The organism is Pseudomonas sp. AC070 (assembly GCF_979258635.1).
Window position 1 is genome coordinate 1,252,538 of sequence record NZ_OZ409871.1, and the last position, 16,232, is coordinate 1,268,769.

At 63.0% G+C, this 16,232-nt stretch carries 6 protein-coding genes; 2 read left to right on the forward strand and 4 right to left on the reverse strand.

Annotated elements, in window-relative coordinates:
- The first annotated feature begins 3 nt into the window (after positions 1 to 3).
- On the forward strand, positions 4 to 927 hold the full coding sequence (locus ACZZ0Q_RS05565; protein ID WP_463539804.1) for a LysR family transcriptional regulator: 924 nt from the start codon (positions 4 to 6) through the stop codon (positions 925 to 927).
- Here the strand turns inward: ACZZ0Q_RS05565 and ACZZ0Q_RS05570 are convergent.
- Positions 924 to 1,325 carry a hypothetical protein gene (locus tag ACZZ0Q_RS05570; RefSeq protein ID WP_463539803.1) on the reverse strand — a complete coding sequence of 134 codons (402 nt, stop codon included), beginning with the start codon at positions 1,323 to 1,325 and terminating at the stop codon, positions 924 to 926. The genes ACZZ0Q_RS05565 and ACZZ0Q_RS05570 overlap by 4 nt on opposite strands.
- 70 nt (positions 1,326 to 1,395) lie before the next feature.
- Positions 1,396 to 2,439 carry an NAD(P)-dependent alcohol dehydrogenase gene (locus ACZZ0Q_RS05575; RefSeq protein ID WP_463539802.1) on the reverse strand — a complete coding sequence of 348 codons (1,044 nt, stop codon included), beginning with the start codon at positions 2,437 to 2,439 and terminating at the stop codon, positions 1,396 to 1,398.
- Positions 2,440 to 2,780: 341 nt separating this feature from the next.
- Between ACZZ0Q_RS05575 and ACZZ0Q_RS05580 the strand changes: the two genes are divergently transcribed.
- Positions 2,781 to 3,632 (forward strand): CAP domain-containing protein, encoded by an 852-nt coding sequence (locus ACZZ0Q_RS05580; RefSeq protein WP_463539801.1) that lies wholly within the window; start codon positions 2,781 to 2,783, stop codon positions 3,630 to 3,632.
- 6 nt (positions 3,633 to 3,638) lie between these two features.
- On the opposite strand, the gene ACZZ0Q_RS05585 is transcribed toward ACZZ0Q_RS05580, so the two are convergent.
- Positions 3,639 to 3,977 carry a tryptophan synthase subunit beta gene (locus ACZZ0Q_RS05585; RefSeq protein WP_122494002.1) on the reverse strand — a complete coding sequence of 113 codons (339 nt, stop codon included), beginning with the start codon at positions 3,975 to 3,977 and terminating at the stop codon, positions 3,639 to 3,641.
- A gap of 157 nt (positions 3,978 to 4,134) precedes the next feature.
- Positions 4,135 to 15,867: a retention module-containing protein gene (locus ACZZ0Q_RS05590; protein WP_463560354.1), complete on the reverse strand. Its 11,733-nt coding sequence runs from the start codon at positions 15,865 to 15,867 to the stop codon at positions 4,135 to 4,137.
- Positions 15,868 to 16,232 lie beyond the last annotated feature (365 nt).

Here is a 16,232-nt window from a genome sequence, read left to right on the forward strand (position 1 = left end):
GCCATGTTTTCCTCTGAACGCTTGAAAGGCATCGATCTGTTCGTCTGCGTGGCCGATGCCGGCAGCTTTACCGCCGCGGCCGAGCGCATGAATCTCACCAGTTCGGCGGTGAGCAAAGGCATTGCGCGGCTCGAATCGCGCCTCAACACGCGGCTGTTCCAACGCACCACCCGGCGCCTGGCACTCACCGAAGCGGGGGTGGATTTCTACCGCACCTGCACCGCCGTGTTGGCCGAACTGGAGGAGGCCGAACTGGCGCTGCACACCGAACACGGCGAACCGTGCGGCAAGGTGCGGGTCGATTTGCCTGCCTCATTCGGCCGCCTGCACGTGCTGCCGGTGATTCTCGATTTCGTCGCCGAGCACGGGCTGTTGCACCCCCATGTGTCGTTCTCCGACCGCTTTGTCGATCCGGTGGAGGAGGGCATCGACATCCTCGTGCGCATCGGTGGTCCCGATGAATGGCCCATCGCTTTGGGCCACCGTTATCTGGGCGCAGAGCGCCTGATTTTCTGCGCCGCGCCGCGCTATTTGGCCGAGCACGGCGAGCCGCGCACCGTGCACGACCTCGAGCAGCACAGCTGCGTGGTGTATGGGCGCAGCGATGGCGGCGTGAACCCGTGGCTGTTTTCCGGCGAGCACGCAGGCGACCGAGAGCGCCGCGTGATGCCGGGGCGTATTGCCGTGGGCGACGGCGAAGCGCAGGTGGTGGCTGTGCTGGCCGGGCAGGGCATCGCGCAGTTGCCGCTGTGGCTGGTGCAAGACCACCTGCACAGCGGCAGCCTGGTGCAAGTGCTGCCGGATTTGGCCCTTGATGGTTCGCCGATCAATCTGGTGTGGCTGAAAACGCGGCAGAACCTGCCGAAGGTTAGCGCGCTGCTGGAGGCGCTGGCGACTGCGTTAACACCTTCCGGGCGGCGGCGTTAAGCGTCGCGCAGCAGGTCGTTGGCGTTGAGCAGGTCGAAGGCAATTTGCGGGGTGTGTTCCAGGCCACGGCGAATGGCGGCTGGAATGGCTTGGCGGGTTTTGCGGCATAGGCCGGGCAGGTCGTGCACATAGATGGCAATGCCGCGCATGGTGCGCACTTCGGTGTGGCCGGGGCCGATGTCCAGGCGAATGCCCAACTGCTCGTGCATCCGCCGGCACATGTGTTCAAGGTCGGCGAGGCTGTCGATGCGCTCCAGGCGTTCGAGCAGCTTTTTCTCTTCCAGGCGGGTGAGCCGCACGATGCGTAGGTCGGCATCAGCGGCCGAGCGCAGTTCTTCCAGTCGGCAAATGCAGACACCGGGCGGGCAGGGTTGGCGGATCGGCGTGGCGCTGTTCATGGGCTCCGATCATAGCCAGCCCGCCCGGGCCTTGCCCATGGCTTTTTATCTGGCGCAGCGCCAGGGTGGCTCAGGCCAGCGAGGCCATGTCGATCACGAAGCGATAGCGCACGTCCGAGCGCTCCATGCGCTCGAACGCCTCGTTGATCTCATCCATGCGGATCATTTCGCAGTCCGGAAGGATGTTTTTCCGTGCGCAGAAATCCAGCATCTCCTGGGTCTCGGCAATACCGCCAATGGGCGAACCAGCCAAGCGGCGGCGACCCAGCACGAAGGGCAAGGTCAGCTGTTGGTCGATGGGGCCGATCTGGCCGACGATCACCAGCGTGCCGTCGACATCCAGCAGCGACATATACGGCGACACGTCGTGACGCACCGGCACGGTGTCGATGATCAGGTCAAAACTGGAGGCGGCTTTCTTCATGGCGTCTTTGTCGGACGACACCAGCAGCGCGTCGGCACCCAGCTCCAGTGCGTCGGCTTGCTTGTCGCTGCTGCGGCTGAGCACGGTCACTTGCGCGCCCATGCCGGCCGCCAGTTTCACCGCCATGTGGCCCAAGCCGCCCAGGCCGATAACCCCCACGCGGCTGCCAGGCCCAACATTCCAAGTGCGCAGCGGCGAATAGGTGGTAATGCCCGCGCACAGCAGCGGCGCTGCTTTGGCCAGGTCCAGCGCGTCGGGTACGCGCAAAACGAACTCTTCACGCACCACCAAATGTTTGGAGTAACCGCCGTAGGTAGGCTCTTTGGTGATGCGGTCGCGGCTGTTGTAGGTCTGGGTATTGGCCTGGCGACACAGCTGCTCTTCGCCTTTGCGGCATTGGTCGCACTCCTGGCAGGAGTCGACCATGCAGCCCACGGCCACGGCATCGCCGACCTTGTAGCGTTTCACCGCGCTGCCCACCTCGGTGACGCGGCCGACAATTTCGTGGCCTGGCACGATTGGGAAGGTGCTGAAGCCCCAGTCATCCCGTGCCTGGTGCAAGTCGGAGTGGCACACGCCGCAGTACAGAATTTCCATCGCGACGTCGTTCGGGCGCAGGGCGCGGCGTTCAAATTTGAATGGCGCCAGGGGCGATTTTGCCGTTTGGGCGGCGTAACCAATGGTGAGCATGAAAACCTCCAATACGCGAAACGTTGGCGAAAGAAATTCAGCGGGTAGCGATGGATCTGTTGCGGTCGGCAGATGGCCAAGCCCTATGCTAGACACTTGCCAGGGTGAAACGCTCCGTTGTCTATCGGGCTATAGCGTGCGGCGCTGTGTTCGCCGACACTCATGGCACAGTGGCATGGGTGAACCTTACCCGCTCCGGTGCGCTCTGATTAGCCATATAAACCTGCATGCCGTTATACGCTCTGCTAATAAGCTGATTGCTGGAATCCGGCGGATTGACCGGGGCAGGGCCAGGCGAAATCGCTGATCATGGGGGCAGTCCGCTCAATAGGGAGAGTTACATGCGCGTCCGTTCAACCGTTGTGCCAGTTGTGTTGCTGTCATTGTCTGCGCTCGCCACCACGCCAGTGTGGGCCGACGATGAGACGCAACTGGTACAGGCCATCAATGCCTATCGCGGGCAGGTTCAGCGCTGCGAAGGCCAGGCCTCGCCAGAGCTGCCGCCGCTGGCCGACGACCCGCGCCTGCGCCTGCGCTCGGACAGCTTCGGCGGTTTGCAGACGGCCCTGGCCAAGAACGGCTACCCCATGGTCAATGTGCAAGCCATCAGCCTGGCGGGCGCGCGTGACAGCGATGCGGCGATGAAGGCGGTTCAGGAAAGCTTTTGCCGCGTGATTCTCGACCCGCAGTTCGTGGACATCGGCGTACGCCGCGAAGGCGATTTGTGGCGCATCACCCTGGCCCGCCCCATGCTCACGGCGCGCATGGGCGACTGGCAGAGCCAGGGCCAACAGTTGCTGCAAATGATCAACACCGCCCGCAACCAGGCCCGCCAGTGCGGCACCCAGGCCTACGCGGCGGCCGCGCCCTTGAGTTGGAACAACACCCTGGCCGGTGCCGCCGAAGCCCATAGCCGGGCCATGGCCAATGGTAATTTCTTCGACCACAAAGACCGCGACGGCCGCACCCCAGGCGACCGTGCCGAGCTGGCCGGCTATGCCGGTCAAGCCATTGGCGAAAACATCGCCGCCGGTAACGACAGCCCGCGCAAAGTGCTCGACGGCTGGCTGGCCAGCCCCGGCCACTGCGCCAACCTGATGAACCCGCAATACCGCGAACTGGGCGCGGCCTACGCGCTGGACCCACGCAGCGACGCCGGTATTTATTGGACCGCCATGTTTGGCAGCCAATAAACGGGGTTAGATCACCCCGGTATCGTCATCATTAATCAGCTTATGCAGCCCGCCCAACGCTTCGCGCGATTGGGTACGGCTGAGCAGTTTGCTCTGCGCCGCCGGTGGCAAGTCGGTAATGCGCAGCACGCCTTTATTCATCAGCACTGAAATCAAGTCGTCGATTACCCGGATCATCTCCAGGTCGCTCTGTTTGAGTTGCATCAGGTTGCTTTCGACGGTCTGGTTCGAATACCAGGCCAATGCCTCTTGATCGTCGGCCGGCAGGGTGCCGTTCATGCCCTCAAACTCGGCGGCTTCGACGCGCGTCAGCTGGCCCTGCTCGTTGCGCTGGATATACAGCATCCGCAAATCCCTCTTGGTTTCGTTCAACACGTTGGCTTGGAAGACAGAGCCGCAGACCCTGCCAGTAGTGTGTAGCGCCTGCAATGCTTTCTTGCCAGGCAAAAAAACGGCGCGAACTCCACACTGCTAGAGAACGCGCCGTTTAGTCCCGCCCTAATTAATGGTGGTCGGTTTTCACCACCGGATCGGTACCTGCCACCAGCGACTTGATGATGTCGGCCGAGGTTGAGCCGTAGTTATTTAAGTCGACGCCTTGCAGGGTAATGCTCACATCCGAACCCTGATCGATATGGCCGCTGGTGCTGACCTGAATGGTCGACGTCGCGGTGTCCACTTTCAGGTAGCTCAGCACGTTGGTGTCGGTGATATCCGGCAGCAAATCGCTGAGGTTGATGCGGTCGCCTTCGCTGGCGTTGAAGTCGGTGATGGTCGATTTACCGACATCGCCGGCCTGCCAGGTGAAGGTGTCGGCACCGGTGCCGCCGGTGAGAATGTTGTTGCCGCTGCCGCCGTACAGGATGTCGTCGCCGGCACCGCCGATAAGGATGTCGTTACCGGCGCCGCCGAACAGCGAGTCGTTGCCGTTGCCGCCTTCCAGACGGTCATTGCCCGCCAGGCCGTGCAGGGTGTCGTTGCCGTCACCGCCGCGCAGCAGGTCGGCCGCTGTTGAACCAGTAAGCGTGTCGGCGCCCACCGTGCCGGTGGCCAGAACCGACGTGCCGTTGGCCAGTGTCAGCGCCTGGTACGTGGTGCTCACATCGCCATTGGCAGCGCTGTTGGTGCCGGTGAAGATCAGCGTGCCCGAGTCGGTGCCGGTGTGGCTGAGCGTCAGGCTGCTGGTGGTCCAGTCGCTCAGATCGATCAGCGAATCGACACCGGTCGACGTGGCGGTGTGGCCGTTGCCGTCGCTGATGATCATGCCGGCTTCCAGGCCGCTCACTTTCAACACGCTGGCAGTGTCGGTGACGCTCAGGCTCAGGGTGCTTTCGTTAGCGGTGGTGGCGTTGGCAATCGCGGTGCCCTGGTAGCCGTTTTCCACGTGGTGGATGGCAGCAATCTGATCAGCGCTCAACACGCCGCTGTAGATACGCAGGTCATCCAGCGCGCCTTTGAAATAGCTCGAGTCGGTCGCTTCCGTGCCGTTGCCGGTGAAGGCATCGGTCACGCCAATTTCCAGCAAGTGATTCAGCGCGCCGGTAAACGCGGCGTCGGCCGGGCTGCCGGTGGCTTCCAGCTTGCCGTCTACATACACATTCACCAGGCCGCTGGAGGCGTCGCGCGAAATGGCGATGTTGTGCCACTGGCTGTCGTTGATCGACGTGGTGCTGTACACGCCGTCGACGTTGCCCAGGCCGAAACCGATTTTGCCCGCCGCGTTGATAGCGCCCCACTGAATGTCGTTGCCGCCACTCACTTGCTCGCTGCCGATAATGCTCGGGTTGCTCCACACGCTGCCGGCGCCGCTGGCATTGCCTGCCTGTGCGGTGTTGATCCAGAACGTCAGCGTGGCGGTGCCCAGCAGGGCGGCCGTGATCGAGCTGCTCACGTCAATGTGATCGCCCGTGTCGCTACCGGTATTGAGCACCAGGTATTTGCCTGCACCGTCAGCGCGGCTGGCGCTGCTCAGTTGCGGCAGGTCAGCGGGTTTATTGCTGTCGGCATCGACCAGTGTGCCGGTTTGCTTGGTGATTTCATTGGTCACAACCGAGCCATTGCTGGTGGTGGCGTCAAAGGTCCAGTAGCCCTTCGGCGTCACGCTGACCGTTGGGGTGGCGGCGTCGCTCACTGAGTTGACCATCAGCTTGACGGTCGAGGTTTCGGTGACACCGCCCGAGGTCACGGTGTAGGTGAAGTTCGACTGGCCGTGGTAATCGGCAGTCGGGGTGAACTGCAACTGGCCGTTAACCAATTTCACCGAACCGTGGTCCACCGCCACCGAGCCATTGTTGGCAATGGTGGTGCCGTTGATGGCGCTGATGGTCGCAGTGTTGCTGAAGGTGTCGTTGCCCAGCACGTTGAGCGTGATGCTGGTGTCTTCGTTGGTCACACCGGTATCGGCGACGATATCGGCCACCGGTTTAATGGTGAGCACAGCGCTGTCGGCGGTGGCGACGGTGCCATCGCTGACGGTGTAGCTGAAGGTCACGTCGCCATTCCAATCTTTGGTCGGCGTGAACGTCCAGGTGCCGTCGGCGTTGGCCACCAAGGTGCCCTGGCCGGAGGTTTTGCTCAGGCCTACCACGGTCAGCGCGTTGCCGTCCGGGTCGGTGGCATTGCCCAACAATTGCGCCGAGGTAATGGTGATCGCGGTGTCTTCGTTGCCACTCAGCGCCACCGGTGTAGCCGACACCACCGGGGCGTCGTTTACCGGCGTCACGTACATCGTCACGGTCGCGCTGGCGGTGCCGCCTTTGCCGTCGCTGACGCTGTACTGGAACGTCGCTTCGCCGTTGTAGTTGGCATCCGGGGTGAAGGTAATCACGCCGTTGTTCAACGCGACGGTGCCGTGGGTGGGGTTCTGCACGCTAGTGAGCGTGAGGGTATTGCCGTCCACGTCGGAATCGTTTTTCAGCAGGGTGCTGGCATTGATGGTCAGCGCCGTGTCTTCGGCAGTGACCAATGAACCGGTGTTGCCGCTGGCGCCGAGCACGGTGTAAGCGGAGTCGGCAGCGCCGGCCGCTTTCACTTCCACTTTCAGCGCAGCGTTGCCGCCTTGGTCCCAATAAACGATCTCGATCTGGTGCGCGCCGCCGGTGGGAATCGTGAAGTTGGCAGTGGTCGCCGATGCGCTGCGGTTGCCATCGAACTTGACCACGTCCTGGCCATCGATACGCAGGATAAAGCCGTCGTCCGAGGTCACTTTGAAGGTGTAGTTGCCGGCCGCCAGGCTGATCTGGCCGCTGAGTTTGATGATGGCGTCGCTGGTGTTGCCCGGGTCGGTCGACAGGCTGGCCTTGTCATTGCCCAGGAACGTTTGCAGGTTGGTGCCTTCACCCAGGTTGGTGCTGACGCCGCCGTAGTTCAGGTTGGTGGAAACGAACGTGGCATCCGGGGTTTTGCCGGCGATCAGCGATTCAACCTGGGAAATGGTCGTCAGGTTGGCGCCGTTGCCTTGTGCATAGCCGTAGTACTGACCTGTAAGGCCCAGCACATAGGTGTCAGCCACGGCCACTGGCGCATCGTTGGTGCCGGTGACGTTGACGTTGATCACTTGCGTGGTGGTGCCGCCCAAGCCGTCGGACACGGTTGCCGTAAAGGTTTCGGTGCCGGTGCTGCCCGCGCCCAAGGCTTGGGTGGCCGGCTTGCTGTTGTCCAGGGTGTAGGTCCACACGCCGGCGCTGCTCATGGTCAGCGAACCGTAGGTGCCCGTGCCGTTGGCCACGCTCCAGGTGGTGCTTGAACCGTGGTCCGCATCGCTGGCGGTGAGGGTGCCGGTGGCCGACGGGGTGCCCGCTGTGGCCGCGCCCGCAGGCGTCAGACCGGCCTCAATCACGGTGCCGGTCGCGGCGCTGGCGGCGGAGGTGACCACCGGCGCATCGTTGGTGCCGTTAACGGTGACGGTGATGACTTGCACGTTGCTGCCGCCCTGGCCGTCGGACACGGTGGCGTTGAAGGTTTCGGTACGGCTTTCGCCCACCGCCAGCGCTTGGGTGGCCGGCTTGCTGTTATCCAGCGTGTACGTCCAGGCGCCAGCGGCGCTCAGGGTCAGCGAACCGTAGGTGCCAGTGCCGGTGCCGCTGGCCAGGCTCCAACTGGTGCTGGAATCGTGGTCCACATCGGTGGCTGTCAGGGTGCCGCTGGCCGTGGCGGTGCCAACAGTGGCAGCGCCAGCCGGGGTCAGACCGGCTTCGGTGACGGTGCCGGCTGCGGCGGCAGCGTTCGAGGTAATAACCGGTGCGTCGTTCGTGCCGGTGATGGTGATCACGGCGGTTTGCGGCACCACCGCGCCTTTGTCGTCAACCACGTTGTAGGTGACGGTCAGAGTCTGTTGCTCGCCGGCTTTCAACGCCTGGAACGCGGCATTGCTTGGGTCCACGGTGAGCACGCTGCCCACGCGGGAAACGCCTGCGGGCAAGGTGCCGACATTGGCCACGCTGAGGCTGGAACCGCTGTCCACGTCGCTGGCGCCGGCGAGCAGGTTGACGGTGAAGCTGGCACCGTCTTCCACGCCCGAGGCGGTGACTGCGCCGCTTACTACAGGCGAATCGTTGGTGCCGGTGACGTTAACGGTGATTACCTGAGTCGCCGTGCCGCCCTGGCCATCGGACACCAGCGCGGTGAAGGTTTCTTTGCCAACCTGACCTTCTGCCAACGCCTGAGTCGAGGCCTTGGCATTGTCCAGCGTGTACGTCCACACGCCGGCGGCGGTGAGTGCCAGCGTACCGAAGCTGCCGGCGCCGCCGTTTGGCAGGCTCCAGCTTGTGGTGGAGTTGTGGTCCACATCGCTTGCGGTCAGCGTGCCAGTGGCCGACGGCGTGCCCGCGACCACAGCGCCCGGATCGGTATTGCCGGCTTCTACCACGGTGCCGGTGGCGGCAGCGGCGGAAGAGGTGACTACTGGCGCATCGTTGGTGCCGGTGATGGTGATGACGGCCGTTTGTGCAGTCTTGGCGCCAAACTGATCGGTCACGCTGTAATTGATCGTCAGCACTTTCGACTCGCCCACCGCCAACGACTGGAAGCTGCTGTCGGATGGGTTAACGGTCAGGGTTGTGCCCGAACGGGTGACGCCCGCCGGCAAGGTGCCGACATCGGTCACGCTCAGCACAGCACCGTTGTCGACATCGCTGGCATTGGTCAGCAGGTTGACGTTGAAGCTGGCACTGTCTTCAGCGCCCGTCGCGGTCACCGCGCCGCTGACTACAGGCGCATCGTTGGTGCCGGTCACGGTGATGGTCGCGGTTTGTGGGGTAACGGCGCCTTTGTCGTCTTCCACGTTGTAGGTCACGGTGATGACCTTGGTTTCGCCCTGCGCCAACGACTGGAAGCTGGCGTTGCTCGGGTTCACGGTCAAGGTGCTGCCCGACAGGCTCACACCGGCCGGCAAGGCGCTGACGCCGCTGACTTTCAGCAGGGCGCCGGCATCCACATCGCTGGCACCGGTGAGTAGGTTAACGACGATAGCGGCGCCGTCCTCAGCGCCCGCCGCTGTCAGTGCAGCCGCGACGACTGGCGAATCGTTGGTGCCGGTGACATCGACCGTAATGACTTGGGTAGCGGTGCCGCCCTGGCCATCGGACACGGTCGCGGTAAAGGTTTCTTTGCCGGTCTGGCCTTCGGCCAACGCCTGGGTCGCAGCCTTGGCGTTATCCAGCGTGTAAGTCCATACGCCCGCCGCTGTGATTGCCAGGGTGCCGTAGTTGCCGGCGCCGTTCGCGACAGTCCAGGTAGTTACCGAACCCTGATCCACATCACCGGCAGTCAGTGTACCGGTCACGCTCGGTGTACCCGCCACGGTGGCGCCTGCATCGGTATTGCCTGCTTCCACCGCAGTGCCGGTCGCAGCGGCCGGGGAGGAGGTGACCACTGGCGCGTCGTTAACCGGCGTAACGCCGATGTTGATCACGCTATCAACAGTGCCGCCTTTGCCGTCGGAAATGGTCACGGTGAAGGTGTCGGCGCCGTTGTAATTGCTGGCTGGCGAATAGGTGAACTTACCGTCCGTACCCACCAGCACCGTGCCGTTGGCCGGACCTGTTTTCAGGGCGTAAGTCAGGGTGTCGCCATCGGCATCGCTGCCCATCACGGCGCCAGTCAGCGGCGTGTCTTCGGCCGTGGTCAGCGCTTGGTTTTCAGTAATTGGCTGGTCGTTAACCGGCGTTACGCCGACGGTGATCACGCTATCAACGGAGCCGCCTTTGCCGTCGGAAACGGTGACAGTAAAGCTGTCGCCGCCGTTGTAATTGGCGTTCGGCGTGTAGGTGAAGGTGCCGTCGGCATTCAGCGCGACGTTGCCATTCGCTGCCGGGGTTTTCACGGTGTAGCTGAGGCTGTCGCCATCGACATCGGTGCCGGTTACAGCGCCGGTCAGCGGGGTGTCTTCGGCGGTGGTCAGCGTTTGGTTGGCGGTAGTCGGTGCGTCGTTTACCGGCGTAACGCCGACGCTGATCACGCTATCAACAGTACCGCCTTTGCCGTCGGAGACGGTGACGGTGAAGGTGTCGGAACCGTTGTAGTTGCTGTTCGGCGTATAGGTGAACGTGCCGTCGGCATTCAGCGCGACGTTGCCATTAGCGGCCGGAGTTTTCACGGTGTAGTTGAGGGTGTCGCCGTCTACATCAGTGCCGGTCACAGCGCCGGTCAGCGGAGTGTCTTCAGCGGTGGTCAGCGATTGATTGGCGCTGGTCGGTGCGTCGTTTACCGGCGTAACGCCGATGCTGATCACGCTATCAACCGTGCCGCCTTTGCCGTCGGCAATGGTGACGGTGAAGCTGTCGGAGCCGTTGTAGTTGCTGTTCGGCGTGTAGGTGAACGTGCCGTCGGCGTTAAGCGCGACGTTGCCGTTAGCGGCCGGAGTTTTCACGGTGTAGCTGAGGCTGTCGCCATCGACATCGGTGCCGGTTACGGCGCCGGTCAGCGGGGTGTCTTCAGCGGTGGTCAGCGATTGGTTGCTGGTGGTTGGGGCATCGTTAACCGGCGTTACGCCGATGGTGATAACGCTATCAACGAGGCCGCCTTTGCCATCGGAAACGCTGACGGTGAAGCTGTCGCCGCCGTTGTAGTTGGCGTTCGGGGTGTAGGTGAACGTGCCGTCGCCGTTGAGCAACACGGTGCCGTTAGCGGCCGGAGTTTTCACGGTGTAGCTGAGGGTGTCGCCATCGGTGTCGCTGCCGGTTACGGCGCCGGTCAACGGGGTGTCTTCGGCGGTGGTCAGCGATTGGTTGCTGGTGGTTGGATCATCGTTAACCGGCGTTACGCCGACGGTGATCACGCTATCGACGGTGCCGCCTTTGCCGTCGGAAACGGTGACGGTAAAGCTGTCGCCGCCGTTGTAATTGGCGTTTGGCGTGTAGGTGAAAGTGCCGTCGGCATTCAGCGCGACGTTGCCGTTAGCGGCCGGAGTTTTCACGGTGTAGCTGAGGCTGTCGCCATCGACATCGGTGCCGGTTACAGCGCCGGTCAGCGGGGTGTCTTCAGCGGTGGTCAGCGATTGATTGCTGGTGGTTGGGGCATCGTTAACCGGCGTTACGCCGATGGTGATAACGCTATCAACGAGGCCGCCTTTGCCGTCGGAAACGCTGACGGTGAAGCTGTCGCCGCCGTTGTAGTTGGCGTTCGGGGTGTAGGTGAACGTGCCGTCGCCGTTGAGCAACACGGTGCCGTTGGCAGCGGGGGTTTTCAGGTTGTAGCTGAGGCTGTCGCCATCGGTATCGCTGCCGGTTACGGCGCCAGTCAGCGGCGTGTCTTCGGCGGTCGTGAGCGTTTGGTTGCCCACAATCGGCGCGTCGTTGTCGGGCGTTACACCAATGCTGATGGTGCTGGTGGTGGTGCCGCCTTTGCCGTCGCTGACCAGGGCCTGGAAGCTGTCCGGGCCGGTGTAGTCCTTAGCGGGCGTGTAGGTGAAGCTGCCGTTGGCATCGAGCGTCAGGGTGCCGTGGGCCGGGCCGCTTACAAGGCTGTAGGTCAGCGTGTCGCCGTCAACATCGCTGCCGGTTACGGTGCCGGTCAGTGGGGTGTCTTCTTCGGTGGTCAGGCTTTGGTTGGTGGCGGTCGGTGCGTCGTTTTCCGGGCGCACGGTGACGGTCAGCGGCAGGGTCGTGGTGGCGCTGCCGCCGGTTGCCTCGGTGGAGGTGGCGCTGACGTGCAGCACGATGGTGCCGTTGAAGTTCTCAGGCGGCGTGAGGGTCAGGCTGCCTTTGGCCCAGCCGGTGATGTCCACCGGGCTGCCGGTGCTGGTCACGCTGTTGCCGTTGCCGTCGCTCAGTACCGAGCCGGCCGGGGCGTCGTCGATGGTGATTTTGCTGATGCTTTCTGAACCGTCGGTATCGGTCACCGCAGCGGTGATGCTCGACAAGCGAATGGCGTGATCTTCCAGGCCAACGTTGACCTGCTGGCCGAGGCTGATGTTGTCGAGCAGGCCGCCGACCGAGTTGCTGTCGGTGGCACGGAATTCCAGGGTGTAGTTGCCGGCCTTGTCGGCTGGCAGGGTGAAGCTGTAATTGGTCAGGCCGGCGGTGGTGCCGCTCAGGGTGCCGACTTTTACGCCGCCCCAGAACACGTCGATGCTCGAGCTTGCTTCCGAACCGCTGCGTGGCGAGTACTGCAGTTGCACCACGAAGGTGTCGCCGGCTTGCGCGGCCACGGTGGTGTACAGGTTGCTGGCATCGCCTGGGTTGCGTTCCAGTTCGATGACTTGGTTGCTGCTGCTGCCGCCACTGATGTAGGTGCCTTCGCTACCCACTTCCAGCGCGTTGCCGCCGTTGTCGGTGTGCCATTGGCCGCTGCCCAGGGTGCTGTCGGCAACGTTGCTGCTCCAGCCGCCGCTGAGGTTGGTTTCCTGGAAGTCGGTGGACGCCAGTTGGCTGCCGGCACCGAAGGTCAGGGTAGGCGCATCGGCCACTGGCGTGACATTGATGGCGGCGCTGCCAGTGGTGGAGCTGGCGCCATTGTTGTCGATGGCTTTGAAGTCGAAGGTGGTGCTGCCGCCCCAGTTGGCGGTGGGCACGAAATACACCGGGCCACTGACCACTTGGCCAACGCTGATGGCTTGCGTGCCGGCTGCATCGGAATACAGGGTGCCGTGGTCCGGCAGCGATTCAATCGAGTAGCTGGTGACGGTGCCGTCGACGTCGCTGCCGGCCAGGGTGACGGCAATCGGCGCTGCCGAATCTTCATTGCCGCTGGCGACCACGCTGCTACTGGCTATCGGTGCGTCGTTGGTGCCGTTGATGGTTACGGTCACGGTGGTCGGCGTACCGTCGGCACTCACCACAGTAAAAGTGTCGCTGACGCTTTGGCCCACGTTCAGGTTGTTGTAGGCAGCGTTGGCCTGGTAGGTCCACGCGCCATTGGCGTCGACGCTAAAGGTGCCGTACGTGCCGGCGGTGTTGGTTTGCGCGGCAAAGGTGGCCGGGCTGTCGATGTCGGTAATGCTCAGCGTGCCGCCGGTGGTGATGGCGGCATCGGTTTCGGCCACGGCCACGTTTGCCGGGGTGAGCACGGCGGCATCGTTAACCGGGTTGACGTTCACGGTCACGGTCGCGGTTTCAGTCACGCCGCCCGAGGTCACGGTGTAGGTGAAGGTGTCGGTGCCGTTGTAGTTGGCCTCTGGCGTGTACACCAGCGTGCCGTCGGCGTTGAACGTCACGCTGCCATGGGCGCCTTGGGTAACCGAAGTCACGGCACGGCCGGCGTTTTCGAAGTTGTCTGCCGAGCCGCCGCCCACGCCGGTAATGGCGTTGAAGGTGAGCACGTTGTCTTCGTTGACGCTGACGGTATCCGGGCGAATGTCGGCCACGGCGTCCACGCGAATGGCGACGTTGCTATTGGTCGTCAGGCTGCCGTCGGTGCTGCTGATTTTCAGGTTGTCGACGCCGTTGTAGTCGGCGGTCGGCTTGTAGTTCAGGCCTTGCAAGGCCGCGTTGATGGCCGCCGAGCTGCCGCTGAGCACCAGGCTGCCGGTGCCATTGCCGGTCACGGTCACGCCGCCGGCCAATGGGCCGAGGGTCAGGGTGCCGTGGTCGACATTCAAGGTGGTGGTCAGGTTGGCGCTGTCGATGTCGCCGGTGGCGATGCTGTTGCCGCGCAGCACAGAGAACACTTTGCTGGTGTCTTCGCTGGTCACTTGCACGCTGGTCGGCGCGGTAATGAACGGCGCGTCGTTGACCGGCGTGACGTTGATATTCAGCGTGGCGGTGCTGGTGGCAGTGCCGTCGCTCAAGGTGTAAGTGACGGTCGGCACCGGGCCGTTGTAGTTGGCAACCGGGGTAAAGGTGAAATCACCGTTGGCGCTGATGGTCAGCTTGCCGACGATCGTGTTCAGGGTGTCGCCGGCGTTGGCACTGAAGGTCAGCGGGCCGACCGAGTAGCTGAATTTGGTCACGGACAATACTGCGCCCGCATCCACATCGCTGTCGTTGGTGATGACGTTGCCGGTGATCACCGTGTCTTCGCTGCCCGACTTCACGTCGGCCACGGCTACCGGTGCATCGTTGCGGCCGTCGATGGTGATCGTGGCCGTCGTTGGCGTAACGCCGCCGTTGCTGTCAATGACGTCGTAGGTGTAGTTCAGCACCACCTGCTGACCGGCAGCCAAATAGGTATAGGCGTTCGGGTTGACGCTCAGGGTGCCGTCGGCATTCAGCGATACGCCGGCAGTGTTGCCGCCACTGGTTTCCTGCAAGTTGGCCACGCTGAGGCTGTCGCTCAGGTCTACGTCGCTGGCGTTTTGCAGCAGGTTAACGCTGAGCGGGGCGGCGTCTTCGTTGGTCACGGCGCTGACTGCCGCACTGACCACGGGCGCGTCGTTCACGCCGTCGATGGTGATAGTGGCGCTGGCCGGGGTAACGCCGCCGTTCTGGTCGACCACGTTATAGGTGTAAGTGAGGGTGACGCTCTCGCCGGCCGCCAGGTAGTTGTAGGCGCCCGGTGTCACGCTCAGGGTGCCGTTGGCATTGATGGTGACGCCTGAAGCATCGCCGGCGCCGGACTGGGCCACGTCTTTAACGCTGACCACATCGCCTTTATCCACATCGCTGGCGTTGGCCAGCAGGTCGACCGTCAGACCGCCGGCGTCTTCGTTGGTGGTGACGGTGACATCGCCGCTCACCACCGGGGCATCGTTTACGCCGGTGATGGTCAGGGTCAGCACGTTGTTGCTGGTCAGGCCACCGCTGTCGGTGACGGTGAACGGCACGTTAATGGTCAGCTGTTCGCCGGCCGCCAGGTTCTGGTATGCCGCGTTGCTCGGGTCGATGGACCAGGTGCCATTGCCGTTCAGGGTGAAACCGGCTGGCGCGGTGGCGCCGGCTTGCAGGGTGAAGGTTTGGGTGTCGCCGGTATCGACGTCGCTGGCGGTTAGTTGGCCAGAAACGATGGCGCCGTCTTCTGTGGCGCTGCCGTTGGCGGCATCGGCAACCGGTGCATCGTTAACCGGCGTCACGCCGATGTTCACGGTCAGGGTGTCGCTGGCGCCACGGCCATCGGTCACCACCACCTGGAAACTGTCGGGGCCGTTGTAGTTGGCCACCGGGGTGTACACCCAGACGCCTTGCGGGCTCAGCGTCAAGGAACCGTTCGCCGGGCCTGTGCCGACCAAGGTGTACGTCAATGCGTCGCCGTTGTTATCAACAGCGGTGAAGGCGCCATTGAAGGTCACGTCTTCGTCGGTAGTGACGTTAATTGTCGGAGTTGCATCATTTCCGTCGGCAGTGACGAAACGCGGCGCCACGTTTTGCTCGGCGCCGAACGCTTGCTGCTGAACAACCCCATCACCGTCCGTCGTGTTGCTGAAGTTGATACCGATCTCAGGCTGCACTTCGCCTGCGGTTTCGCTCAGCAACACAAAGCTGCGGCCACCACCCGCTGCGCCACCGGCCGCGCCACCCGCGCCAGGGCCAGCAGCGGTAGCAGGGAGGTCTTGGGTCGGGTCGGCGCCGGCGACAATGGCGCGCTGCACGTCCACCACTTCAGCACGGGCCTCGGCGGCGCTTTGGGCCGTCGCTTCGGTGATGGGGCTTGCCGAATCGGCGCTGCTCCACTGGGTGTCGCGGCCCAGGTCGAGCGTGCGGCCATCGGCCAGCGCCAGTGTGACCATGCCGCCGGCACCGGTATCCAAGGTGTCGCCTACATACAAGCGGTCGCCTTCGACCAGCACGCGATGAGCGCCCTCGGCGGATGTCGCGATGACTTGGCCAACAATGCTTTTAACGATGGCGACGACGGTGCTCATGTGAAGACTCTCCCTGGAAACTTCAGGTAAACGGCAGTGCAAAGGGGTGGTTTGGGTCAAGCGGCCGAACGGGTAGCAGCAGATCAGGCAAGGATCTTGCCAGTACAAATAGTCTGAAAGTTGGCGTCATTTGTTTGGCGTAAATGTCGATTTGGTCATCTTTTTGCCAAACTATTGACCAATTTTGCGACATCCTAAACAATCCATTCCGTAATGTCACTTTGATAGTAGTGTGAAATCGGACGGTTGGAATTGAGAGGCCGGTCTCACTTATTTTTTGGCATCAAAACCAATAAAACATCTGCCGCTGTCGTGCCCATCACAAGCCTGTAGTTGGCGTCCGTAGTAGGTTTCAGGGGAAATAC

What these genes read in the sequence shown, in the direction of transcription:
- ACZZ0Q_RS05565 (WP_463539804.1), top strand. Translation starts at nt 4, where the DNA reads ATGTTTTCCTCTGAACGCTTGAAAGGCATCGATCTGTTCGTCTGCGTG.
- ACZZ0Q_RS05570 (WP_463539803.1), bottom strand. Translation starts at nt 1,325, where the DNA reads ATGAACAGCGCCACGCCGATCCGCCAACCCTGCCCGCCCGGTGTCTGC.
- ACZZ0Q_RS05575 (WP_463539802.1), bottom strand. Translation starts at nt 2,439, where the DNA reads ATGCTCACCATTGGTTACGCCGCCCAAACGGCAAAATCGCCCCTGGCG.
- ACZZ0Q_RS05580 (WP_463539801.1), top strand. Translation starts at nt 2,781, where the DNA reads ATGCGCGTCCGTTCAACCGTTGTGCCAGTTGTGTTGCTGTCATTGTCT.
- ACZZ0Q_RS05585 (WP_122494002.1), bottom strand. Translation starts at nt 3,977, where the DNA reads ATGCTGTATATCCAGCGCAACGAGCAGGGCCAGCTGACGCGCGTCGAA.
- ACZZ0Q_RS05590 (WP_463560354.1), bottom strand. Translation starts at nt 15,867, where the DNA reads ATGAGCACCGTCGTCGCCATCGTTAAAAGCATTGTTGGCCAAGTCATC.